The following is a 25,951-nucleotide window of genomic DNA, read 5'->3' on the forward strand; positions in this document are numbered from 1 at the left end:
CATGAATGCAAAAAGTGACTATTCAAGAGGCGGAACATTTACTACAAGAAATTAGGAGTGAAGAGGACGACCGCTTTCAAATATTAATAAAAGATGAACGTAAAGGAGTACAAAAACTCATCTCGAAGTGGTATAAACAAAAAGAGTTAGCACAAAAGGAAAAAGAAAAATTTCTAGAAATGTCTAAGTATGAAAATGCGTTACGTGAAAAAGGTCTCACATATATCGCAGGTATAGATGAAGTAGGTCGTGGACCGCTAGCTGGGCCAGTTGTGACGGCAGCTGTTGTTCTTCCGGAAGGCTTTTATATTCCAGGATTAAACGATTCGAAAAAGCTGAGTGAGGCGAAGCGAGAACGTTTTTATGATGAAATTAAAGCGCAAGCAATTGCAATTGGAGTTGGAATTGTATCACCGCAAGTTATTGATGAAATAAATATTTATCAAGCGACGAAACAAGCGATGTTAGATGCTGTTGCGAATTTATCTTGTACACCACAATATTTATTAATTGATGCGATGAAACTCCCTACACCAATTCCGCAAACATCTATTATTAAAGGTGATGCAAAAAGTATTTCTATTTCAGCTGCATCCATTATTGCGAAAGTAACGAGAGATCGTATGATGAAAGAGCTTGGAGAAAAGTATCCTGCATATGGATTTGAACAACATATGGGATATGGCACAAAACAACATTTAGAAGCGATTGAAGCGCATGGCATATTAGAAGAACATCGAAAATCGTTTGCGCCAATTAAAGATATGATTCAAAAATAAGCTGCGAAAACGCAGCTTATTTTGTATTTTGACATATAAACATTACTATTTTCCAAAAAGAATAAAGCGATTTCAGTTTTCTGACACTTTATTGTAGACAGCGTGCCAATCATCTTATACAATGGCAATGTAATGTTTTTTAAACATTAAAAAACTTTTCGAGTAAAACAGGAAAACAGGGGAGGATGGGACCATGAATATCCATGAGTACCAAGGTAAGGCAGTCCTTAGAAGCTATGGGGTTAGCGTTCCGAACGGGAAGGTTGCATTTACAGTAGAAGAAGCTGTAGAAGCGGCGAAAGAATTAGGAACGGATGTATGTGTAGTGAAAGCACAAATTCACGCTGGTGGACGCGGCAAAGCTGGCGGAGTAAAAGTTGCAAAAAATTTAGATGAAGTTCGTACATATGCAGAGAGCATTTTAGGAACTACACTTGTGACACATCAAACAGGTCCTGAAGGTAAGGAAGTAAAACGCTTACTTATCGAAGAAGGTTGCGATATTAAAAAAGAATATTATGTAGGTCTTGTTTTAGACCGTGCAACTTCTCAAGTTGTTTTAATGGCGTCTGAAGAAGGCGGAACAGAAATTGAAGAAGTAGCAGAAAAAACACCTGAAAAAATCTTTAAAGAATATATTGATCCAGCAGTAGGCTTACAAGGCTTCCAAGCACGCCGAATTGCATTTAACATCAATATTCCAAAAGAGCTTGTAGGACAAGCTGTGAAGTTTATGATGGGCTTATACCGTGCGTTTATCGAAAAAGATTGCTCTATCGCGGAGATTAACCCACTTGTTACAACAGGTGACGGTAAAGTTATGGCATTAGATGCGAAACTAAACTTTGATTCTAATGCTTTATATCGCCATAAAGACATTTTAGAACTTCGTGACCTTGATGAAGAAGATGCAAAAGAAATCGAAGCTTCTAAATATGACTTAAACTACATTCCTTTAGATGGAAATATCGGTTGTATGGTTAATGGTGCAGGTTTAGCGATGGCTACTATGGATATCATTAAACATTACCATGGCGATCCAGCTAACTTCTTAGATGTTGGTGGCGGTGCGACAGCTGAAAAAGTTACAGAAGCATTCAAAATTATCCTTTCTGACAAAAATGTAAAAGGTATCTTCGTTAATATTTTTGGTGGCATTATGAAGTGTGATGTTATTGCAGAAGGTGTTATTGAAGCAACGAAACAAGTAGGTCTTGAATTACCTTTAGTTGTACGTCTTGAAGGTACAAACGTAGAGTTAGGTAAGAAAATTTTAAATGAGTCTGGCTTAAATATTGTTGCAGCAGAATCTATGGCAGACGGTGCACAAAAAATTGTTTCACTAGTGGGCTAATAGAAAGCGGGGGAGAAAAATGAGCGTATTAGTTAATAAAGATACAAAAGTTATTGTTCAAGGTATTACAGGTTCTCAAGGGTTATTCCACACAAAACAAATGATTGAATACGGTACGAAAATTGTCGGTGGTGTAACGCCAGGTAAAGGTGGCACTGATATTGAAGGTGTACCAGTATTTGATACTGTAGAAGATGCAGTGAAAGCAACAGGCGCAAACGCTTCAGTTGTATACGTTCCACCCGCTTTTGCGGCTGATGCAATTATGGAAGCAGTTGATGCAGAAATTGATTTAGTAGTATGTATTACTGAAGGAATTCCTGTATTAGATATGGTAAATGTAAAGAGATATATGGCTGGTAAACATACACGTTTACTTGGACCGAACTGCCCAGGTGTTATCACACCTGATGAATGTAAAATCGGTATTATGCCAGGATACATTCATAAAAAAGGTCATGTAGGTATCGTATCTCGTTCTGGTACATTAACGTATGAGGCTGTACATCAGTTAACACAAGAAGGTATTGGTCAATCTACGGCTGTAGGTATCGGCGGAGACCCTGTTAACGGTACAGACTTTATTGATGCGTTAAAAGCATTTAATGAAGATGAAGAAACACATGCTGTAATTATGATTGGTGAAATCGGTGGTACAGCGGAAGAAGAGGCAGCTGAATGGGTGAAAGCTAATATGACAAAACCTGTTGTAGGCTTCATTGGCGGCCAAACAGCGCCTGCTGGTAAGCGTATGGGTCATGCTGGTGCAATCATTTCTGGCGGCAAAGGAACTGCTGCAGAAAAGATTAAAACGATGGAAGCTTGTGGTATTAAAGTAGCAGAAACTCCAGCAGTTATGGGTGAAACGCTAATCTCTGTCTTAAAAGAAAAAGGTCTATTTGAGACTTGTAAAAACTACTAATCTGTTGAAAGGCACCTTCTTGCTTGAAGGTGTCTTTTTACCAACTTCTTGTTTACATAATAAAAATTATGGGTAAGGAGAATTGAGATGAAAAGAGAACGGTTATTACATCTACATTACTTGTTAGCAGACCATTGGAAGGCGATAGAGAGGCTATTACATGTCGATCCAGAATTAAAGGAAATATACAATTTTAATACAAAACAAATTGAATGTTACACTGGAATATCCTCGAAAAAATCTTCAGAATTAGTAAATTTTCTTCAAAGTTCAAATCTCCCACAATATATATCTTATTTAGAGAAAAATCGATTCTTTTATATGACAATATGGGATGAAGATTATCCAAAATTATTACGTGAAATACAAGACCCTCCCTTTGTATTATATGGAAAAGGAGAGAAGGATTTCCTCAATAAAGCGAACAAATTAGCGGTTGTTGGAACGAGAGAACCGACTTTATATGGATATGAAAGTTTGAAATTTATTTTACATCCATTATTAGAAAAGGAATGGCTTATTGTCAGTGGATTTGCAAGAGGGATAGATACGTTGTCTCATGAAATTACAGTAAGACGGCATTGCCCGACAATTGCGATACTAGGACATGGATTATCGTATATATATCCAAGAGAAAATCAATATTTATATGAAGTGTGGAATGAATATATATTGTTATTAACAGAGTATCCTCCGCACTATGCACCGAAAAAATGGTATTTTCCAAAAAGGAATCGGATTATTAGTGGCATAAGTAAAGGTGTTTTAGTTGTAGAAGCGAAATCGAGAAGTGGAACACTTATTACCGCAGACCTTGCTCTAGAGCAAAATAGAGAGGTATTTGCACTTCCTGGACCTATATTTATAGATAGTGCATCAGGAACAAATCATCTCATTCAACAAGGAGCGAAACTAGTAAGAAATGCAGAAGATATACTGGAAGAGATTTTAAATTAACCTTATATTTTTATGTTTTTATTAAACAATTATTGACAAATGGTAGATAGGCACTGTATGGTATATTCATTCTTGATTGACAAAAACAAGAGAAATCAATAAGATTAATGAAGACTTGAATCCACCTCTTAAGGAGGCACTAGCATGTCAGATTACCTCGTAATCGTGGAGTCGCCTTCTAAGGCGAAGACCATTGAGAAATATTTAGGGAAAAAATACAAAGTTGTCGCGTCTATGGGACATGTTCGCGATTTACCTAAAAGCCAAATGGGGATAGAAGTAAAGAACAACTTCACCCCGAAGTATATTACCATTCGTGGTAAAGGTCCCGTCTTAAAAGACTTAAAATCAGCAGCAAAAAAAGCAAAGAAAGTCTATCTCGCGGCCGATCCAGACCGCGAAGGGGAAGCTATTGCTTGGCATTTAGCTAATACGTTAAATGTGGACGTTGAATCAGATTGCCGAGTTGTGTTTAATGAGATTACAAAAGATGCAATAAAGGAATCATTCAAACATCCTCGTGCGATTAACATGGATTTAGTAGATGCACAACAAGCAAGACGTATACTAGATCGTCTTGTTGGTTACAATATTAGTCCTTTATTATGGAAGAAAGTAAAAAAAGGACTAAGTGCAGGACGCGTACAATCTGTAGCAGTTCGTTTAATTATCGAACGTGAAAGAGAAATTCAAAGTTTCGAGCCTGAAGAATTCTGGACAATTAAGACAGAATTTGTGAAAGGGAAAGACACATTTGAAGCAAGCTTTTACGGTGTAGATGGTGAAAAAGTTCAATTAACGAATGAAACACAAGTGAATGAAATAATTGAACGGCTGAAAGATAATGCGTTCTCAGTTGAAAATGTAACGAGAAAAGAGCGAAAACGTAATCCTGCATTACCATTTACAACATCTTCCTTGCAACAAGAGGCAGCGCGTAAGTTAAACATGCGAGCAAAGAAAACGATGATGCTTGCGCAGCAATTGTATGAAGGAATCGATCTTGGAAAACAAGGAACTGTAGGTCTTATTACGTATATGAGAACTGATTCAACACGTATCTCAGAAACAGCTCAAACAGAGGCGCGTACTTACATTACTGAGGCGTTTGGTACGGAATACATAGGAACAGAAAAGAAGAAAGAAACGAAGAAGTCGAACGCACAAGATGCGCATGAGGCAATTCGTCCTACTTCGGTAATGAGAAAGCCAGAGGAACTAAAGAGTTTCTTAAGTCGTGATCAACTTCGATTGTATAAATTGATTTGGGAGCGATTTGTTGCAAGTCAAATGGCGTCTGCTATAATGGATACTGTGACAGCGAGACTCATTAATAATAATGTTCAGTTCCGTGCAAGTGGATCGGTTGTAAAGTTCCCAGGATTTATGAAAGTGTATGTAGAGTCGAAAGATGATGGGGCTGAAGAAAAGGATAAGATGTTGCCACCTTTAGAAGTAGGGGAAACCGTATTTTCGAAGGATTTAGAACCGAAGCAACACTTTACACAACCTCCGCCGCGCTATACAGAGGCTCGTCTAGTAAGAACACTTGAAGAGCTTGGAATTGGAAGACCGTCGACTTACGTACCGACACTTGAAACGATTCAAAAACGTGGATATGTAGGTTTGGATAATAAACGCTTCGTTCCAACTGAACTAGGTGAAATAGTAATTGAACTTATTTTAGAGTTTTTCCCAGAAATTATTAACATTGAATTTACTGCTAACATGGAGCAAAGCCTCGATGAAGTAGAAGAAGGAAATGCGAATTGGGTAAAAATTGTTGATGATTTCTACGTAGGATTTGAACCGCGTTTAGAAAAAGCGGAAAAAGAAATGCGTGAAGTGGAAATTAAAGATGAACCAGCTGGGGAAGATTGTGAATTATGTAATCACCCAATGGTCTTTAAAATGGGTAAATACGGGAAATTTATGGCTTGCTCGAATTTCCCAGATTGTCGTAATACAAAACCGATTGTGAAAGAAATCGGTGTTACTTGTCCGAAATGTGATAAAGGTCAAATTATTGAACGTCGTAGTAATAAAAAGAAACGTCTTTTCTATGGGTGCGGTACGTATCCAGAGTGTGACTTTGTATCTTGGGATAAGCCGATTGGCCGTAAATGTCCGAAGTGTGAAGGTATGCTAGTAGAGAAGAAGTTGAAAAAAGGCGTACAAGTACAATGTATTTCGTGTGATTATGAAGAAGAACAACAAATGTGAGCGTAACTGCTCACATTTTTTTCGGGAAGAAAAGGAAAGGTGATAAATATATGACAACACAAGTAGTAAACGTCATTGGCGCAGGTCTTGCAGGAAGTGAAGCAGCTTACCAAATTGCAAAACGTGGTGTCCAAGTAAGATTATACGAAATGAGACCGGTGAGGCAAACGCCAGCTCATCACACAGATAAATTTGCAGAATTAGTATGTAGTAACTCGCTTCGTGCAAACACATTAACAAATGCTGTTGGTGTTATTAAAGAAGAAATGCGCTTAATGGATTCTGTTATTATTCGTGCAGCTGATGAGTGCTCTGTACCAGCAGGAGGGGCTTTAGCGGTAGATCGTCATGAATTTGCGGCAAAAGTAACGGAATATGTGAAAAACCATCCGAATGTAACTGTGATGAATGAAGAAATTACTGAAATTCCAGAAGGTCCTACTGTTATCGCGACAGGTCCACTTACGTCGCCTGATCTTTCTGCGCAATTAAAAGAATTAACGGGTGAAGACTACTTTTATTTCTATGATGCTGCAGCACCGATTGTTGAGAAAGACAGCATTGATATGAATAAAGTGTATTTAAAATCTCGTTACGATAAAGGTGAAGCGGCATATTTAAACTGTCCAATGACGGAAGAGGAATTCGACCGTTTTTACGAGGCTTTAATCGCTGCTGAAACAGTACCTTTAAAAGAATTTGAAAAAGAAATTTTCTTTGAAGGTTGTATGCCAGTAGAAGTTATGGCAAGTAGAGGAAGACAAACACTAGTATTTGGACCGATGAAACCTGTTGGATTAGAAGATCCGAAAACAGGGAAAACGCCATATGCTGTTGTTCAGTTACGCCAAGATGATGCAGCGGGAACGTTATACAATATCGTAGGTTTCCAAACGCATTTAAAATGGGGACCGCAAAAAGAAGTGTTACAGTTGATTCCAGGACTGGAAAACGCAGAGATTGTACGTTATGGTGTAATGCATCGTAATACGTTTATTAATTCACCTAACTTGCTTCGTCCAACATACCAATATAAACAACGTGATGATTTATTCTTCGCTGGTCAAATGACTGGAGTGGAGGGATATGTTGAATCGGCGGCTTCAGGATTGCTAGCAGGTATCAACGCTGCTCGACTTGTGAAAGGTGAAGAGCCGGTTGTATTACCGCCTGTAACTGCAATGGGAAGTATGGCGAATTATATTACTGCGACAAATGCAAAAAACTTCCAACCGATGAATGCAAACTTCGGTCTGTTTGCACCGTTAGAGAAGAAAATTAAAAAGAAAGCAGAACGTAATGAAGCCTATGCAACACGCGCTTTAGAAACGATTCGAAATTTTGTAAATATTTAGTTAAATTTCTTGCAAAGGCTACTAAGTTGTGATACGATTTAGTAGCCTTTATTGAGGTGAATTGTGTGAATGTGAAGAAATTGTTACAATTATTCGTTGGATATTTACAAATTGAAAGAAATTATTCAAAATATACAATTGCAAGTTATCAAAATGATTTAGAACATTTTGTGCAATTTATGGAGCGAGAAGGCATATCCTCTTTTTTAGATATTACATACGCGGATGTTCGTTTGTACTTAACGACGTTGCACGATGAAAAGTTAGCCCGTAAATCTGTCGCAAGAAAAGTATCAAGCTTACGAAGTTTATATCGTTTTTTGATGCGTGAAGGTTATCTGAAAGATAATCCGTTTGCACTTGCGTCACTCCCCAAAAAAGAATTGTCAATCCCAAAGTTTTTATATGCTGAAGAATTAGAGGAATTATTTGAAGTTTCTGATACGGAAACCCCGTTAGGTCAAAGGAATCAAGCTTTATTAGAATTGATGTATGCGACTGGGATCCGTGTGAGTGAATGTGTCAATTTACAACTTACCGATATTGACTTTGCGGTGGGGACAATTTTAGTAATGGGAAAAGGAAAAAAACAAAGGTATATTCCGTTCGGGAGCTATGCACAAGATGCTTTAATTACTTATATAGAGAACGGGAGAAAACAGTTAGCCAAGAAAACTGAAGAACAATCTCATATGGTATTTTTAAATGCGAAAGGCACGCCGCTGACAAGTCGAGGAGTACGCTATGTATTAAATGAACTCATTAAGAAAGCTTCACTGACAATGCGTATAAGTCCTCATATGTTAAGGCATACATTTGCTACACATATGTTAGATGAAGGGGCAGATTTACGTACTGTACAGGAGCTACTCGGTCATGAAAATTTGTCTACGACACAAATTTATACGCATGTCTCTAAAGAAAGATTGCGTTCTGTCTACATGAAGCATCACCCACGGGCATAAATTGCTTTTAAAGCTATAAAAACATATAAAGGAGTTTTTTCTATGGGAAATTTCCATGCTACAACGATATTTGCAGTTCATCATAATGGAGAATGTGCAATGGCTGGAGATGGCCAGGTGACAATGGGAAATGCTGTTGTAATGAAACATACAGCTCGTAAGGTTCGTAAACTTTTTCAAGGGAAAGTTTTAGCTGGTTTTGCAGGTTCAGTTGCTGATGCATTTACTCTTTTTGAAATGTTTGAAGGGAAATTAGAAGAGTATAATGGAAACTTGCAGCGTGCTGCTGTTGAGATGGCGAAGCAATGGCGAGGTGACAAAATGTTACGTCAGCTAGAAGCGATGCTCATTGTCATGGATAAAACAACTATGCTCCTTGTTTCAGGTACGGGAGAAGTGATTGAACCGGATGATGGTATTTTAGCAATTGGATCTGGTGGGAATTATGCGCTTTCAGCAGGTCGTGCTTTAAAACAATATGCAAGTGAACATTTAACAGCGAAGCAAATTGCGAAAGCGAGTTTAGAAATTGCTGGCGATATTTGTGTTTATACAAACCACAACATAATTGTGGAAGAATTGTAGAATCGTAAGGGAGGCATTTTATATGCATTTACATTTTACTCCGCGTCAAATTGTGGAAAAATTAGATCAATACATTATCGGTCAAAAAGATGCGAAGAAAGCGGTTGCTGTAGCTTTAAGAAATCGATACCGCCGAAGTAAATTAGCTGAAAATCTACGTGATGAAATTGCACCTAAAAATATTTTAATGATTGGTCCAACAGGTGTTGGTAAAACAGAGGTAGCACGACGAATGGCGAAACTCGTTGGAGCACCTTTTATTAAGGTTGAAGCTACGAAGTTTACAGAAGTTGGATATGTAGGTAGAGATGTAGAATCGATGGTACGTGACCTTGTGGAAACGTCAGTTCGTATTGTGAAAGAAGAAATGGTAGTTAAAGTACAAGACAAAGCAGAAGAACAAGCGAACCAACGTCTTGTTGAAATTTTAGTACCGAGTCCGGAGAAGCAATCTGGATTTAAAAACCCATTAGAAATGCTATTTGGTGGCGCTCAAAATTCGAATCAAACAACAGATTCACAGGAAGATGTTGAAATCGAAAAGAAACGTCAAGATGTGGAAAGAAAGCTTACTGCAGGACTTCTTGAAGATGAAATTGTATCGATTGAAGTGACTGAACAACAGTCTTCCATGTTCGATATGTTGCAAGGAACTGGCATGGAACAAATGGGAATGAATTTCCAAGATGCATTAGGAAGTTTTATGCCGAAAAAAACAAAAAAACGTAAACTTTCTGTAAAAGAAGCAAGAAAAGTCTTGACAAATGAGGAAGCACAGCGCTTAATTGATATGGATGAAGTTACACAAGAGGCTGTTTATCGTGCTGAACAGCTCGGGATTATTTTTATCGATGAAATTGACAAAATTGCTGGTAAGCAGTCGAATAGTGTAGATGTATCACGTGAAGGTGTGCAACGTGACATTTTACCAATTGTAGAAGGATCAAATGTTGCGACAAAATACGGATCAGTAAAAACGGATTATATTTTATTCGTTGCAGCTGGAGCGTTTCATATGTCTAAACCGTCAGATTTAATTCCGGAATTGCAAGGGAGATTTCCGATTCGAGTAGAATTAACAAAATTATCAACTGATGATTTTGTTAAAATATTAATCGAGCCTGACAATGCGTTAATTAAACAATATATGGCTTTATTAGCGACTGAAGGTATAGAAATTGAATTTTCAGACGAAGCTATTCGTAAGATTGCTGAGATTGCTTATCAAGTTAATCAGGATACAGATAATATTGGAGCAAGAAGACTTCATACGATTATGGAGAAGCTCCTTGAAGATTTATCGTTTGAAGCATCTGAAATTACGTTAGAGAAAATAACGATAACACCTCAATACGTTGAGGAGAAATTAGCAACGATTGCTAAAAATAAAGATGTGAGCCAGTTTATTTTGTAATAGTGTCATCAGGTGACTCGCCCTAGTTTCCAAGTGATGAAAAAATATGTGAGTAACATGTAGGAGGAACTTTTGAAATGGAATTATTAGCAAAAACAAGAAAATTAAATGCGTTATTACAGAGCGCAGCAGGAAAGCCTGTAAACTTTAGAGAAATGTCTGACACAATGTGTGAAGTAATCGAAGCGAACGTATTCGTAGTAAGCCGTCGTGGTAAATTACTAGGTTATGCAATTCACCAACAAATCGAGAATGAGCGTATGAAACAAATGCTTGCAGAGCGTCAATTCCCAGAAGAGTATACACAAAGCTTATTCAACATTACAGAAACATCTTCAAACTTAGATGTAAACAGTGCTTACACAGCATTCCCAGTAGAAAATAAAGAATTATTTGGTCAAGGTTTAACTACAATCGTACCGATCGTTGGTGGCGGTGAGCGTCTAGGTACATTAGTTTTAGCTCGTCTTGGTCAAGAGTTCCTAGATGATGATTTAATTCTTGCTGAGTACAGCTCAACTGTTGTAGGTATGGAAATTTTACGTGAAAAAGCAGAAGAAATTGAAGAAGAAGCACGTAGCAAAGCTGTTGTTCAAATGGCGATCAGCTCATTATCTTACAGTGAGTTAGAAGCAATCGAGCACATCTTCGAAGAATTAAACGGAACAGAAGGTTTACTTGTCGCAAGTAAAATTGCTGACCGCGTAGGAATCACTCGTTCAGTAATCGTAAATGCACTTCGTAAATTAGAAAGTGCTGGTGTAATTGAGTCGCGTTCTTTAGGTATGAAAGGAACATACATTAAAGTATTAAACGACAAATTCTTACATGAACTTGCTAAATTAAAAACAAACTAATTTATAAAACTCTCCTCATTTTTGAGGAGAGTTTTTTGTGTATAAAAGATTGATGTTGTTAGTAAATAGCGGCATAATCGCATTTTTTGAAAAGCTATAAATTGCATTTCACTTTTTTGCTTAAAAGAAATGCAGGTTGGTAATACTAGAATTCGAGTATGAACAAAGAAAGTTTTACATTGTTCGCATTTTCGACTTGATTGTAATATTTCAGTATGATATAGTAAGCAGTGGTGTCAGTACAAAGTACACACGTTTACTGATTTAAGTGTTGGTGCTACGTTTGTAGTTTCGCTTAGAGATGAAGTAAACGGAGGATATCAAAAACCATTTAGGAGGAACTATATTATGTCAGTAATTTCTATGAAGCAATTGCTTGAAGCTGGTGTTCATTTCGGACATCAAACTCGTCGTTGGAACCCAAAAATGAAGCGTTACATTTTCACAGAGCGTAACGGTATCTACATCATCGACTTACAAAAAACTGTGAAAAAAGTTGAGGAAGCTTTCAAAGTTATGCGTGACATCGCTGCTGAAGGCGGAGACATCTTATTCGTAGGTACTAAAAAACAAGCACAAGAAGCTATTAAAGAAGAAGCAACTCGTGCTGGTATGTACTTCGTTAACCAACGTTGGTTAGGTGGAACTTTAACTAACTTCCAAACAATCCAAAAGCGTATCAAGCGTCTTAAAGACATCGAAAGAATGCAAGAAGATGGTACTTTCGAAGTACTACCTAAGAAAGAAGTTGTTCAACTTAAAAAAGAGTTAGAGCGTCTTGAGAAATTCTTAGGCGGTATTAAAGATATGAAAGGTCTTCCAAGTGCATTATTCGTAGTAGACCCTCGTAAAGAGCGTATTGCAGTTGCTGAAGCACGCAAATTACACATTCCAATCATCGGTATCGTTGATACAAACTGTGATCCAGACGAAATCGATCACGTTATCCCAGCAAACGATGATGCAATTCGTGCTGTAAAACTTCTTACATCTAAAATGGCAGACGCGATCCTTGAAGCAAAACAAGGTGAAGAAACTGTTACTGCGTAACAAAGTTGGAAAGGTGATAAGGGGTTCGGCCTTTTATCACCTTTTTTAAGGTATAAACACCTTTATAAAAGGTATAAATACATATTTTAGGAGGATGAAAAGTATGGCAATCACTGCACAAATGGTAAAAGAATTACGTGAAAAAACTGGCGCAGGTATGATGGACTGCAAAAAAGCTTTAACAGAAACTAACGGCGACATGGAGAAGGCAATTGACTTCTTACGTGAAAAAGGTATTGCGAAAGCTGCTAAAAAAGCAGACCGCATCGCTGCTGAAGGTTTAACTTTCATCGAAACAAACGGTAACGACGGTTTAATCTTAGAATTAAACTCTGAAACTGATTTCGTTGCGAAAAACGAAGGTTTCCAAACATTAATTAAAGAATTAGCTGCTCACTTATTAGCTAACAAACCAGCTAACGTTGAAGAAGCTATGGCTCAAACAATGGAAAACGGCAAAAAAGTAGAAGAGCACATCAACGAAGCAATCGCTAAAATTGGTGAAAAACTTACACTTCGTCGTTTCGAAATCGTATCAAAAACTGATGCAGATGCATTCGGCGCTTACTTACACATGGGTGGACGCATTGGTGTATTAACAGTTCTTGAAGGTTCTACTGATGAAGCGGCTGCTAAAGATGTTGCAATGCACATCGCTGCAGTTAACCCTAAATACATCGACCGCGATGCTGTAACAGCTGAAGAAGTTGAGCATGAGCGTCAAGTATTAACACAACAAGCATTAAACGAAGGCAAGCCTGAAAAAATCGTTGCAAAAATGGTTGAAGGCCGTCTTGGCAAATTCTTCGAAGAAATTTGCTTACTTGACCAAGCATTCGTTAAAAACCCTGATATGAAAGTTCGTCAGTTCGTTGAGTCTAAAGGCGGAACATTAAAAGGATTCGTTCGCTACGCTGTTGGTGAAGGTATCGAAAAACGCGAAGACAACTTTGCTGAAGAAGTAATGAACCAAGTAAAAGGTAGTAACTAATACAGATTAGGGAACACATTGTGTTCCCTTTTTTAAAATAAAGATGTAAGCAATTGGAGGTTCATTATGAGTAAACCGAAATATAATCGTGTCGTTTTAAAGCTGAGTGGAGAAGCTTTAGCTGGCGAGCAAGGATTTGGAATTAACCCAGCTGTTATTAAATCAGTTGCGGAACAAGTGAAAGAAATTGCAGAACTTGATGTAGAGGTTGCTGTTGTTGTTGGTGGCGGTAACATTTGGCGTGGTAAAATTGGAAGTGAAATGGGCATGGATCGTGCAGGAGCAGATTACATGGGCATGTTAGCGACAGTTATGAATTCATTAGCTCTTCAAGATAGCTTGGAGAATATCGGAATTCAAACTCGCGTACAAACTTCAATTGAGATGCGTCAAGTGGCAGAGCCTTACATTCGTCGTAAAGCAGTTCGTCACTTAGAGAAGAAACGTGTTGTTATCTTTGCAGCAGGTACAGGTAATCCATACTTCTCTACAGATACAACAGCAGCATTACGTGCAGCAGAAATTGAAGCAGACGTAATTTTAATGGCGAAAAACAATGTAGATGGCGTATATAATGCGGACCCATCTATTGATCCAACAGCTACGAAATACGAAACGCTTACTTACTTAGATGTATTAAAAGAAGGTTTAGGTGTAATGGATTCTACAGCTTCTTCTCTATGTATGGATAATGATATTCCATTAATTGTATTCTCAGTTATGGAAAAAGGGAATATTAAACGTGCCGTTCTAGGCGAAAATATCGGAACAGTTGTAAGGGGGAAATAAATATGGGACAACAAGTATTAAAGTCTTCAAATGAAAAAATGGAAAAAGCAGTTGCTGCTTATTCTCGTGAATTAGCAACAGTTCGTGCTGGCCGTGCAAACGCGTCTGTATTAGATAAAGTACAAGTTGATTACTATGGTGCACCAACACCAGTTGTGCAATTAGCGAACATTACAGTTCCAGAAGCACGTTTACTTGTAATTCAACCGTATGACAAAACTTCTATCGGTGATATCGAAAAAGCAATTTTAAAAGCAGATTTAGGCTTAAACCCTTCTAATGATGGAACTGTAATTCGTATTGCATTCCCTGCATTAACAGAAGAGCGTCGTCGTGATCTTGTAAAAGTTGTGAAAAAATATGCTGAAGAAGCAAAAGTTGCTGTTCGTAACGTACGTCGTGACGGAAATGATGATCTTAAGAAGCTTGAAAAAGCTGGCGAGATTACAGAAGACGATTTAAGAGGATATACTGAAGATATCCAAAAAGAAACAGATAAATATATTGCAAAAGTTGACGAAATCGCAAAAAACAAAGAAAAAGAAATCATGGAAGTGTAATAGCGATACTTTCGCAAATATGACCCTCTTCTTAAGGGGGTCTTTTTACACTTTTAGGCATACGTCTGCTTGTTGGAGGGTATGAATGATGTTTAAAAACTTTCCTTTTTTTAAAGGTAAAAAGGACACATCGTTTGATCATCTCGTTGAAGAAGTGAAAAAAGGATACATCCCAGAACATATTGCCATCATTATGGATGGTAATGGAAGATGGGCAAAGAGGAGAGCGATGCCTCGTATTGCGGGACATCATGAAGGCATGCAAGTTGTAAAGAAAATCACAAAATTTGCAAGCAAACTTAATGTGAAAGTATTAACTCTTTATGCTTTTTCAACTGAGAACTGGAAAAGACCAAAAAAGGAAGTTGATTATTTAATGAAGCTTCCAGAAGAATTTTTAGGTACATTTTTACCAGAATTGATTGAAGAGAACGTACAAGTCCGTGTAATAGGGCAACAAGATCGTCTTCCTACGCATACACGCAGAGCGATGGAGAAGGCCATGGAAGAGACGAAAGAGAATACGGGATTAATTCTGAATTTCGCGTTAAACTATGGAAGTCGAGATGAAATCGTTTCTGCTGTGCAACATATGATGAAAGATTGTGAGGAAGGAAAAGTTCGTGTTGAAGATGTAAGCGAAGAAATGCTTTCTTCCTACTTAATGACGAGTTCTTTACCTGACCCAGAGTTGTTAATTCGTACGAGCGGAGAGCTACGTATTAGTAATTTCATGTTATGGCAAATTGCATATTCGGAATTTTGGTTTACAGATGTGTATTGGCCAGATTTTACCGAGGAACATTTGCTAAATGCGATTACAGACTTTCAACATAGAGGGCGCAGATTCGGAGGCGTGTAGAAAGAGAGGGTTTGGTAGTGAAACAGAGAATTATTACTGGAGTGGTTGCTGCCGCGCTATTCATTCCCATCGTAATTTACGGTGGCGTGCCTTTTACGGTTTTAGTGTATGCACTTGCTTCTATAGGTTTATATGAATTAATTCGTATGAATAAGCTTACGCTTATTTCAGTGCCAACAGTTTTAGCTGCAGTATTATTATGGATTATTTTAATTCCAAGTAGTGCATCAGAACTGTTTACTTGGATTGGATTAGGTAAATTAGAAATCACATTTGTGATTGTTTTATTACTTTTATCATATACAGTCCTTTCTAAGAATACATTTACTTTTGACAATGCTTCGTTTTTACTAATGGCAACAACATATGTTGCAATGGGATTCTTATATTTGAATGAAACGAGAATTTTAGGAATTAAATATGTGTTTTGCGCATTATTTGTTATATGGGCTACTGATTCAGGCGCATATTTCGTAGGAAAAGCATTAGGAAAAAGAAAGTTATGGCCAGAAATTAGTCCAAATAAAACGATTGAAGGTTCATTAGGCGGCATCGTTTGTGGAATTATTGTAGCGCTTGTTTACAACATGTTTTTCCCAGTGGAATCGAATGTAGTAATTTTAATCGTGCTGACAATTATCATTTCTATTTTTGGACAAATTGGTGATTTAGTACAATCTGCATTTAAACGTCATTATGGCGTAAAAGATTCAGGTACAATTTTACCTGGACATGGTGGTATATTAGATCGAACAGATAGTTGGTTATTCGTTTTACCAATTCTCTACTTCTTATTACAATACAATTAATAAATGAACGAGGGGTTGGAGTCATGAAAAACATTAGTTTATTAGGTGCAAGCGGATCAATTGGTACACAAACTTTAGATGTATTACGCTCGCACCCAGACCAATTCCGTCTCGTTGCTTTTTCTGTAGGGAAAAATATTGACTACGCAGTAAAGGTCATTCAAGAATTTTCTCCGCAAATTGTCTCTGTGCAAAGAGAGGAAGATGTTTTAAAATTACAAGCTGTCTCTGGTAATACAAAAATTGTATATGGTAGTGAAGGACTTTTAGAAGTAGCATTACATCCAGATGCGGAGATCGTAGTAAATGCTGTTGTAGGTAGCGTAGGGTTGTTACCAACACTTCGTGCAATTGAGGCGAAAAAAACAATTGGAATTGCAAACAAAGAAACGTTAGTAACTGCAGGGCATCTTGTAATGGAAGCAGCGCGAAAACATAATGTTTCGTTACTTCCAGTAGACAGTGAACATTCAGCTATTTTTCAATGCTTGAATGGTGAAAATGAAAAAAGAATTTCTCGACTAATTATAACGGCTTCTGGTGGAAGTTTCCGTGATAAAACGAGAGATGAATTGCATCATGTGACCGTAGAAGATGCGCTTCGACATCCAAACTGGTCAATGGGTTCGAAAATTACAATTGATTCTGCTACAATGATGAATAAGGGGCTAGAAGTAATTGAAGCACATTGGCTTTTTGGTATCCCTTACGAGCAAATCGATGTTGTTTTACATAAAGAAAGTATTATTCATTCTATGGTTGAATTTGAAGATCGTAGTGTGATGGCACAGCTTGGCTCACCTGATATGCGAGTACCAATTCAATACGCACTTACATATCCTGATCGATTACCTCTTTCAGACACAAAGCAGTTAAATTTATGGGAAATGGGTACATTACATTTTGAGAAAATGAACCAAGAACGTTTCCGTTGCTTGCGCTTTGCGTATGAAGCTGGAAAAACAGGTGGAAGTATGCCAGCTGTAATGAATGCAGCGAATGAAGTAGCTGTTGAAGCTTTTTTACAAAAGAGAATTGGTTTCTTAACAGTGGAAGACCTCATTGAAAAAGCAATGAACCATCACAATGTCATTGCACGTCCGAGCTTAGAGGAAATTCTGGAAATTGATGCAACCACAAGACGGTTTGTGATGGAACAAATTTAGCAAAGGTGGTATGGAATTGAATACAGCGATTGCCTTTATATTAATTTTCGGTGCACTCGTATTTTTCCATGAGCTAGGGCATCTATATTTCGCAAAAAGAGCAGGTATTTTATGCCGTGAGTTTGCGATTGGTTTTGGTCCGAAAATATTCTCATTTGAAAAGAATGAAACGGTGTATACGATTCGATTACTGCCCCTTGGTGGCTATGTAAGAATGGCTGGCGAGGATGCAGATACAGTTGAGTTAAAGCCTGGGAAAAAGGTTGGCCTTGTATTAAACGAAAAAGACGAAGTTGTAAAATTAGTTTTTGATGGATATGAAAAGTATCCAAATGTTCGAGTTATTGAAGTCGAACAAGCTGATTTAGAGCATAATTTAACAATTTCGGGTTATGAAGAGTACGAGGAAGAGCTTCAAACATTCCGAGTGAATGAGAAGGCTCGTATTATTACTGCCGGTGAAGAAATTCAAATTGCTCCGTATAATAGACAGTTTGGCTCTAAGAAATTAGGTCAACGTGCTTTAACGATCTTTGCAGGTCCTGCAATGAACTTCATTTTAGCATTTGTTATTTTTGTGATTCTTGGATTTGTACAAGGTGTTCCTGTTGACAAACCAATGGTCGGAAAAGTGATGGAGAATAGTGCAGCAGAGCAAGCTGGATTAAAAGAAAATGATACAATTCAAGCTATTGATGGGAAAAACACAAGTACATGGAAAGATGTTGTTACCATTGTACGTGAAAATCCGAATAAAGAAATTACGTTACAAGTAAAGCGTGATAGTGAACAGTTTAATGTGAAAGTAACGCCAACGCTTGATAAAGAAGGTAAAGAAGAAGTTGGTAGAATCGGTGTTTATTCTCCTGTAGAGAAAACAGTGATAGGTTCTATTAAATCAGGTTTTGAACAAACATACCAATGGACGAAACTAATTTTTGAGTCTCTTGTGAAATTAGTAACCGGCCAATTCTCTATTAATGAGTTGTCAGGTCCAGTAGGAATTTATAATCTAACAGATCAAGTTGTAGATTATGGATTTACGCGTGTATTAAGTTTAGCAGCCGTTTTAAGTATTAACCTTGGTTTATTTAACCTACTACCAGTTCCTGCTTTAGACGGTGGACGTTTGTTCTTCTTCTTAATTGAGGCGTTACGCGGGAAACCAATTGATCGCCAAAAAGAAGGAATGGTTCACTTTATTGGTTTTGCATTATTAATGTTACTTATGTTAGTAGTAACTTGGAATGACATTCGTAAGTTTTTCTTGTAAAATAAAGTGAAACTTATAATGAAATAGAGCTCGTAGAATAAAATCCCTCACCTAACTCGAGGTGAGGGGTTTTCCTGCGTATAAGAGTAAAATGAAGAGGTGCGAATAAATGAAACAAAGTATGGTATTTAGTCCTACATTACGTGAAGTTCCAGCTGATGCTGAAATTAAGAGTCATCAGTTATTACTTCGTGCAGGTTTTATGCGTCAAAATGCTTCTGGTATTTATAGCTTTTTACCATTTGGATTAAAAGTGCTACACAAAGTAGAACGAATCGTTCGAGAAGAAATGGAGCGCGCAGGTGCTGTAGAATTATTAATGCCAGCGATGCAAGCTGCAGAATTATGGCAAGAGTCAGGTCGTTGGTATTCTTACGGATCTGAATTAATGCGTATGAAAGATCGTAACGCTCGTGAATTTGCATTAGGAGCGACACATGAAGAAGTAATTACGGATCTTGTACGTGATGAAGTGAAATCATATAAAAAATTACCGTTAACATTATATCAAATTCAAACAAAATTCCGTGATGAACAAAGACCTCGTTTCGGTTTATTACGTGGAAGAGAGTTTCTAATGAAAGATGCATACTCTTTCCATGCTACGCAAGAGAGCTTAGATGAAGTGTACGATCGCTTATACAAAGCATACTCTAACATTTTCGCTCGTTGTGGCTTGAATTTCCGTGCGGTTATTGCTGATTCAGGAGCAATGGGTGGAAAAGATACACATGAATTTATGGTATTATCTGATGTTGGTGAAGATACAATTGCATACTCTGATACATCTGATTATGCAGCGAACATCGAAATGGCTCCTGTTGTAGCTACGTATACGAAGAGTGACGAAGCAGAAAAAACGCTTGAAAAAGTAGCAACACCAGACCAAAAAGCAATTGAAGAAGTATCCGCATTCTTAAACATCGAAGCTGAAAAGTGCATTAAGTCTATGGTATTTAAAGTAGATGAGAAATTAGTAGTTGTACTTGTTCGTGGTGATCATGAAGTAAACGATGTAAAAGTGAAAAATGTATACGGTGCTTCAGTTGTTGAGCTTGCTTCTCATGAAGAAGTAAAAGAATTATTAAATTGTGAAGTTGGTTCATTAGGTCCGATTGGTGTAACAGGTGATATTGAAATTATCGCTGATCACGCTGTAGCATCGATTGTCAACGGATGTTCAGGAGCGAACGAAGAAGGGTTCCATTATGTAAATGTAAATCCAGAACGTGACTTTAAAGTAAGTCAATATACGGATTTACGATTTATTCAAGAAGGAGATCAATCTCCAGACGGAAACGGAACAATTCTTTTCGCACGCGGAATTGAAGTTGGTCATGTATTCAAATTAGGAACTCGTTATAGTGAAGCAATGAACGCAACATTCCTAGATGAAAACGGAAAAACACAACCACTTATTATGGGTTGTTACGGCATTGGTGTGTCTCGTACAGTGGCAGCAATTGCAGAGCAGTTTAATGATGAGAACGGTTTAGTTTGGCCAAAAGCTGTTGCACCGTTCCATGTGCATGTAATTCCAGTAAATATGAAATCTGATGCACAACGTGAAATGGGTGAAAACATCTATAACTCATTACAAGAGCAAGGATATGAAGTATTACTAGATGATCGTGCAGAACGTGCAGGCGTTAAATTTGCTGATGCTGATTTATTCGGCCTTCCAGTTCGCGTGACAGTTGGTAAAAAAGCAGACGAAGGTATTGTAGAAGTGAAAGTACGTGCTACAGGTGAGTCTGAAGAAGTGAAAGTAGAAGAGCTTCAAACATATATTGCTAATATTTTAAAATAAGAAGAGGTACCTCATAACGAGGTACCTTCTCTTTCTTTGTAAACGTATTTTGTAAAAGACGAAGGGAGAAATCTTTCTTTGTAGTACGTTTCAATTTATAATAGCAAATGGAAGGAGAGTGCTTATGTCTTTAACAAATGAACAACAAGAGCGATTTCAAATTTTGCTCCAGCAGTTGCAAATACCAGAAGACCTTATAAATCAATATTTACAAGGCGGTGGCATTGAAAAGCTAGTTATTGATAAAGCGAATAAAAGTTGGCATTTTGACTTACAAGTGCCGCGTATTTTGCCTACAGAATTATATGAATTGCTAGAAACAAAGCTTAAGCAATCATTTTCTCATATTGCAAGAACAACATTTGCATTAGAAACAGAGAACAAACAATTTACTGAAGAAGAAGTGAGGGCGTATTGGCCACTTTGTACGGAACGAATTACATTTTCACCTATGTTTGCTTATTTAAAGAAGCAGCTTCCGCAGGTTAATGGAGTGAAGTTACTTATAAATGTGAATAATGAGCTGGAATCTACTGCTTTAAAGAAAAACGTTGCGAAACCAGTAGGGGATCAATACGAGGCTTTTGGATTCCCGCGTTTCCAGTTAGACACACATATACAGCAAAATACAGAAGAAATGCAAAAGTTTCGTGAGCAAACGCAGCAAGAGGACCGCGAGCGTGTTATACAAGCTATGGAAGAAATGGCGAAGAAGCAAGCTGAAGAAAGCAGCGTTGTGCATGAAGGGCCGATCACACTCGGGTATCTTATTAAGCCAGATGAAGAGATTACACCGATGCGAGAAATTCAAGATGAAGAAAGAAGAAAAACAGTTCAAGGATATGTCTTCCATGTGGAAACGAAAGAGCTTCGTAGTGGACGTACGTTATTAACTTTAAAAATAACGGATTATACAGATTCGATTATGATCAAAATGTTCTCACGTGATAAAGAAGATATTCCAATGTTACAATCCTTGAAAAAAGGAATGTGGGTGAAGGCTCGTGGTTCTGTTCAAAATGATACATTTGTTCGAGATTTAGTAATGATTGCAAATGATATTAATGAAATAACAGGACCGTCTCGTAAAGATAAAGCCCCAGAAGGCGAAAAACGTGTAGAGCTGCATCTTCACACGCCAATGAGTCAAATGGATGCTGTTACTCCTGTTTCTAGACTTGTTGCCCAAGCAGGTAAATGGGGACATGAGGCTATTGCGATTACAGACCATGCTGTGGCTCAGTCGTTCCCGGAAGCATATTCTGCAGGGAAAAAGGCTGGAGTTAAAGTTATATACGGTGTAGAAGCGAATTTAGTTAATGACGGTGTACCAATAGCGTATAACGAAGCGCATCGTTTACTTGCAGAGGAAACGTATGTTGTTTTTGACGTTGAGACGACAGGTTTATCAGCTGTATACGATACAGTTATTGAGTTAGCTGCTGTAAAAGTAAAAGGTGGCGAAATAATTGACCGCTTTGAATCTTTTGCAAATCCGCATCAACCATTATCGGCAACGATCATTGAATTAACAGGTATTACAGATGATATGTTAACCGACGCACCAGAAGTAGACGAAGTGTTTAAAAAGTTTGAAGAATGGATGGGCGACCATACACTTGTTGCTCATAACGCAAGTTTCGATATGGGCTTCATTAACGTAGGTTTTAAAAAGGCGGGGTTAGAAAAAACGAATAACCCAGTAATTGATACGTTAGAACTTGCACGATTCCTATTCCCGGAAATGAAAAATCATCGATTAAATACGTTGTGTAAAAAGATGGACATTGAATTAACTCAGCATCACCGTGCGATTTATGATACAGAAGCAACGGGATATTTACTAGTAAAAATGTTAAAAGATGTGATTGAAAAAGGGTTTGAATATCATGACCAATTAAATGATAGCATGGGACAAGGAGATGCGTATAAGCGCGGGCGTCCAAGTCATATGACATTACTTGCTACATCAGATGTCGGATTGAAAAATTTATATAAACTTGTTTCATATTCTCACCTGAATTATTTTTACCGTGTACCACGTGTACCGAGATCACTATTAAAAAAATATCGTGAAGGAATTTTAGTAGGAACGGCTTGTGATAAAGGTGAAGTATTTGAGGCGATGATGCAAAAAGCTCCTGAAGAGGTAGAAGAAATTGCACAGTTCTATGATTACATTGAAGTAATGCCACCAGAAGTGCTACGTCATTTAGTAGAGCGTGAACTCGTTCGAGATGAGGGGCAATTAAAAACAATTATTTCGAACTTAGTAAAACTAGGTGAGACGTTAGATAAACCAGTTGTTGCTACCGGAAACGTACATTATTTAGATCCAGAAGATGCAATGTATCGTAAAATTTTAGTTAGTTCACAGGGTGGAGCAAATCCGTTAAACCGACATTCATTACCACCTGTACATTTCCGTACAACAGATGAAATGTTAGAGTGTTTCTCATTCTTAGGTGAAGACGTAGCGAAAGAAATTGTCGTAACGAATACACAAAAGATTGCATCATTAATTGGCGATGTTCATCCAGTAAAAGATGATCTATATACACCGAAAATTGAAGGTGCAGATGATGAAACGCGTGATATGAGTTATAAAATGGCGCGTAGCATTTATGGTGAAGAGTTACCTGAAATTGTAGAAGCACGTTTAGAAAAAGAATTAAAAAGTATTATTGGACATGGATTCGCCGTAATTTATTTAATTTCACATAAGCTGGTGAAAAAATCGTTAGTAGACGGATATCTAGTAGGGTCGCGTGGGTCGGTAGGTTCATCATTCGTTGCAACGATGATGGAAATTACAGAAGTAAACCCATTACCACCACACTATGTATGTCCGAAGTGTAAGCAATCAGAATTCTTTAATGATGGTTCTGTAGGGTCTGGTTTCGACTTACCGGATAAAGAATGTCCAACTTGTAATATTCCATATGTAAAAGATGGACATGACATTCCGTTCGAAACGTTCCTTGGATTTAAAGGAGATAAGGTACCCGATATCGATTTGAACTTCTCTGGAGAATACCAACCACGTGCCCATAACTATACGAAAGTACTGTTCGGCGAAGATTATGTATATCGTGCGGGAACGATTGGTACAGTTGCGGAAAAAACTGCTTATGGATATGTAAAAGGTTATGCAAATGATCATAACTTAACGATTCGAAATGCAGAAATTGACCGTTTAGTAGCAGGATGTACCGGTGTAAAACGTACAACAGGACAGCATCCAGGTGGTATTATCGTTGTGCCAGATTACATGGACATTTTTGATTTCTCACCAATACAGTATCCAGCAGATTCAATAGGGGCTGAATGGAGAACGACACACTTTGACTTCCATTCTATTCATGATAATTTATTGAAACTGGATATACTAGGACACGATGATCCGACAGTTATTCGTATGTTACAAGATTTAAGTGGTATTGATCCGAAAACAATCCCAACGGACGATCCAGAAGTAATGAAAATTTTCTCAGGGCCAGAATCGTTAGGCGTAACGGAAGAACAAATTAACTGTAAAACAGGTACACTTGGTATACCAGAGTTTGGTACGAAATTCGTAAGACAGATGTTAGAAGAGACGAAACCTACGACATTCTCAGAGTTAGTCCAAATTTCTGGATTATCACATGGTACGGACGTATGGCTAGGTAATGCAAACGAGTTAATTTATAACGGTACATGTACGCTGAGTGAAGTTATCGGTTGTCGTGATGACATCATGGTATATTTAATCTATCAAGGTTTAGACCCATCATTAGCCTTCAAAATCATGGAGTCAGTACGTAAAGGTAAAGGTGTACCAGAAGAATGGGAAGAGGACATGAAAAGTAATAATGTACCAGGTTGGTATATTGATTCATGTAAGAAGATTAAGTACATGTTCCCTAAAGCCCATGCGGCTGCATACGTACTTATGGCTGTGCGTATTGCGTACTTTAAAGTACATTTCGCGCTTCTATTCTATGCGGCATACTTTACGGTTCGTGCAGATGACTTTGACGTAGAAGCGATGGCGAAAGGTTCAGCATCTATACGTGCAAGAATTGATGAAATTGCGCAAAAAGGTTTAGATGCAGCGCCGAAAGAGAAGAGTTTATTAACAGTATTAGAAATGACACTTGAAATGTGTGAACGTGGATACTCATTCCAAAAGGTTGATTTGTATCGTTCGCATGCAACAGACTTTATTATTGATGGAGACTCATTAATTCCTCCATTTAATGCGGTACCTGGTCTTGGTACGAACGCAGCTTTAAGTATTGTGGAAGCTCGCAAGAATGGAGACTTCTTATCAAAAGAAGACTTGCAGCAGCGTAGTAAGGTTTCGAAAACAATTATTGAGTACTTAGATAGTCAAGGTTGTTTAGGTGATTTGCCGGATCAAAACCAGTTATCACTGTTCTAATAGGTAGGAAAAGTCTTTGCAAATCAACATTTGCTATGGTATACTATTAACCGAGATAACCATGTCATGTATATTGTGTGAAAAAAAGAGTGGGGAAACCCACTCTTTCGTGTTACTATCTACATTTTATTGATGTGGAGAGGTAAGAAATTTCTGTCGTATATACATATTTTGTTACAAGTTTTACTTCTTAAATTTGGTAATACTAAGACAGATATTCCCTGCTTAACGGCAGGGGCTTTTGTTAGCTAACGAGAAAGAATAAGATAGACCGTTCTATGGGCGGGGTCTTTTCTTGTAAATGGTACATGGCGGCAGGAAGGAGGCTGTTTATGGATAAGAAAGTCACAGAAGTTGTAGAAGCATTTGCGCAGCCAATCGTTGAAGAGTTAAATCTTGAACTTGTAGATGTAGAGTATGTGAAAGAAGGACAAGACTGGTTCTTACGCGTATTCATCGATTCTGAAAAGGGAGTCGACATTGAAGAATGCGGTGCGGTGAGTGAACGTTTAAGCGAAGCTTTAGATAAAGAGGATCCAATTCCTCATCTTTACTTTTTGGATGTGTCATCTCCTGGAGCAGAACGCCCATTAAAGAAAGAGAAAGACTTCCAGCAAGCGGTAGGAAAACAAGTGGCAATTAAAACATATGAGCCGATTGATGGTGAAAAGATGTTTGAAGGAAAAATGCTTTCCTACGATGGTACTACAATTACACTATTATTAACAATTAAAACACGTAAAAAAGAAATCCAAATTCCAATGGACAAAGTTGCAAATGCGCGACTTGCTGTTACGTTTTAGT

General features: G+C 37.7%; 21 protein-coding genes. All 21 read left to right on the plus strand.

Annotated features, from left to right (window positions below; all coding sequences use genetic code 11):
* The first annotated feature begins 5 nt into the window (after window positions 1-5).
* The 21 genes from rnhB to rimP all read left to right on the plus strand — a co-directional run bounded on the left by rnhB (window position 6) and on the right by rimP (window position 25,950).
* Window positions 6-779, plus strand: coding sequence for a ribonuclease HII (gene rnhB, locus ACTFRS_RS16340; RefSeq protein ID WP_087954496.1), 774 nt, complete (start codon window positions 6-8; stop codon window positions 777-779).
* A gap of 193 nt (window positions 780-972) precedes the next feature.
* Complete coding sequence (gene sucC / locus ACTFRS_RS16345) at window positions 973-2,133, plus strand: ADP-forming succinate--CoA ligase subunit beta (RefSeq protein WP_001020785.1); 1,161 nt, start codon at window positions 973-975, stop codon at window positions 2,131-2,133.
* A gap of 19 nt (window positions 2,134-2,152) precedes the next feature.
* Window positions 2,153-3,055 carry a succinate--CoA ligase subunit alpha gene (gene sucD / locus ACTFRS_RS16350; protein ID WP_000115178.1) on the plus strand — a complete coding sequence of 301 codons (903 nt, stop codon included), beginning with the start codon at window positions 2,153-2,155 and terminating at the stop codon, window positions 3,053-3,055.
* 87 nt (window positions 3,056-3,142) lie between these two features.
* Window positions 3,143-4,012, plus strand: a complete 870-nt coding sequence (gene dprA / locus ACTFRS_RS16355; protein ID WP_139866967.1) for a DNA-processing protein DprA — start codon at window positions 3,143-3,145, stop codon at window positions 4,010-4,012.
* A gap of 144 nt (window positions 4,013-4,156) precedes the next feature.
* On the plus strand, window positions 4,157-6,235 hold the full coding sequence (gene topA, locus ACTFRS_RS16360; protein ID WP_046198501.1) for a type I DNA topoisomerase: 2,079 nt from the start codon (window positions 4,157-4,159) through the stop codon (window positions 6,233-6,235).
* A gap of 50 nt (window positions 6,236-6,285) precedes the next feature.
* Window positions 6,286-7,590 carry an FADH(2)-oxidizing methylenetetrahydrofolate--tRNA-(uracil(54)-C(5))-methyltransferase TrmFO gene (gene trmFO, locus ACTFRS_RS16365; protein WP_046198542.1) on the plus strand — a complete coding sequence of 435 codons (1,305 nt, stop codon included), beginning with the start codon at window positions 6,286-6,288 and terminating at the stop codon, window positions 7,588-7,590.
* Between the two features lie 65 nt (window positions 7,591-7,655).
* A complete protein-coding gene (gene xerC, locus ACTFRS_RS16370) occupies window positions 7,656-8,555 on the plus strand; it encodes a tyrosine recombinase XerC (RefSeq protein ID WP_139866969.1) in 900 nt (299 codons plus the stop codon).
* Between the two features lie 42 nt (window positions 8,556-8,597).
* Complete coding sequence (hslV, locus tag ACTFRS_RS16375; protein ID WP_000526272.1) at window positions 8,598-9,140, plus strand: ATP-dependent protease proteolytic subunit HslV; 543 nt, start codon at window positions 8,598-8,600, stop codon at window positions 9,138-9,140.
* A gap of 22 nt (window positions 9,141-9,162) precedes the next feature.
* Entirely contained in the window at window positions 9,163-10,554 is a 1,392-nt protein-coding gene (gene hslU, locus ACTFRS_RS16380; RefSeq protein ID WP_139866971.1) for an ATP-dependent protease ATPase subunit HslU, read from the plus strand.
* Window positions 10,555-10,631: 77 nt separating this feature from the next.
* Window positions 10,632-11,411, plus strand: a complete 780-nt coding sequence (gene codY / locus ACTFRS_RS16385) for a GTP-sensing pleiotropic transcriptional regulator CodY (RefSeq protein ID WP_000421288.1) — start codon at window positions 10,632-10,634, stop codon at window positions 11,409-11,411.
* A 348-nt stretch (window positions 11,412-11,759) separates the two neighbouring features.
* Window positions 11,760-12,461 carry a 30S ribosomal protein S2 gene (gene rpsB, locus ACTFRS_RS16390; protein WP_000111483.1) on the plus strand — a complete coding sequence of 234 codons (702 nt, stop codon included), beginning with the start codon at window positions 11,760-11,762 and terminating at the stop codon, window positions 12,459-12,461.
* A 103-nt stretch (window positions 12,462-12,564) separates the two neighbouring features.
* Complete coding sequence (gene tsf / locus ACTFRS_RS16395; RefSeq protein WP_001018581.1) at window positions 12,565-13,452, plus strand: translation elongation factor Ts; 888 nt, start codon at window positions 12,565-12,567, stop codon at window positions 13,450-13,452.
* A 66-nt stretch (window positions 13,453-13,518) separates the two neighbouring features.
* Window positions 13,519-14,241 (plus strand): UMP kinase, encoded by a 723-nt coding sequence (gene pyrH / locus ACTFRS_RS16400; RefSeq protein ID WP_000042663.1) that lies wholly within the window; start codon window positions 13,519-13,521, stop codon window positions 14,239-14,241.
* 2 nt (window positions 14,242-14,243) lie between these two features.
* Window positions 14,244-14,801 (plus strand): ribosome recycling factor, encoded by a 558-nt coding sequence (gene frr, locus ACTFRS_RS16405; protein WP_000531501.1) that lies wholly within the window; start codon window positions 14,244-14,246, stop codon window positions 14,799-14,801.
* Between the two features lie 85 nt (window positions 14,802-14,886).
* Window positions 14,887-15,663 (plus strand): isoprenyl transferase, encoded by a 777-nt coding sequence (uppS, locus tag ACTFRS_RS16410; protein WP_139866973.1) that lies wholly within the window; start codon window positions 14,887-14,889, stop codon window positions 15,661-15,663.
* 17 nt (window positions 15,664-15,680) lie between these two features.
* Window positions 15,681-16,472: a phosphatidate cytidylyltransferase gene (gene cdsA / locus ACTFRS_RS16415; RefSeq protein WP_000813584.1), complete on the plus strand. Its 792-nt coding sequence runs from the start codon at window positions 15,681-15,683 to the stop codon at window positions 16,470-16,472.
* Window positions 16,473-16,495: 23 nt separating this feature from the next.
* Entirely contained in the window at window positions 16,496-17,638 is a 1,143-nt protein-coding gene (gene dxr, locus ACTFRS_RS16420) for a 1-deoxy-D-xylulose-5-phosphate reductoisomerase (protein WP_000790363.1), read from the plus strand.
* Window positions 17,639-17,654: 16 nt separating this feature from the next.
* Window positions 17,655-18,911, plus strand: coding sequence for an RIP metalloprotease RseP (gene rseP / locus ACTFRS_RS16425; protein WP_139866977.1), 1,257 nt, complete (start codon window positions 17,655-17,657; stop codon window positions 18,909-18,911).
* A gap of 109 nt (window positions 18,912-19,020) precedes the next feature.
* Window positions 19,021-20,721: a proline--tRNA ligase gene (locus ACTFRS_RS16430; RefSeq protein ID WP_139866979.1), complete on the plus strand. Its 1,701-nt coding sequence runs from the start codon at window positions 19,021-19,023 to the stop codon at window positions 20,719-20,721.
* Window positions 20,722-20,845: 124 nt separating this feature from the next.
* On the plus strand, window positions 20,846-25,147 hold the full coding sequence (locus tag ACTFRS_RS16435; protein ID WP_139866981.1) for a PolC-type DNA polymerase III: 4,302 nt from the start codon (window positions 20,846-20,848) through the stop codon (window positions 25,145-25,147).
* 332 nt (window positions 25,148-25,479) lie between these two features.
* Window positions 25,480-25,950, plus strand: coding sequence for a ribosome maturation factor RimP (rimP, locus tag ACTFRS_RS16440; protein ID WP_000359097.1), 471 nt, complete (start codon window positions 25,480-25,482; stop codon window positions 25,948-25,950).
* The last annotated feature ends 1 nt before the right edge of the window (window position 25,951 follow it).

It is taken from the genome of Bacillus cereus group sp. MYBK139-1 (assembly GCF_051916915.1).
In the GTDB taxonomy this organism is placed as follows: domain Bacteria; phylum Bacillota; class Bacilli; order Bacillales; family Bacillaceae_G; genus Bacillus_A; species Bacillus_A pacificus.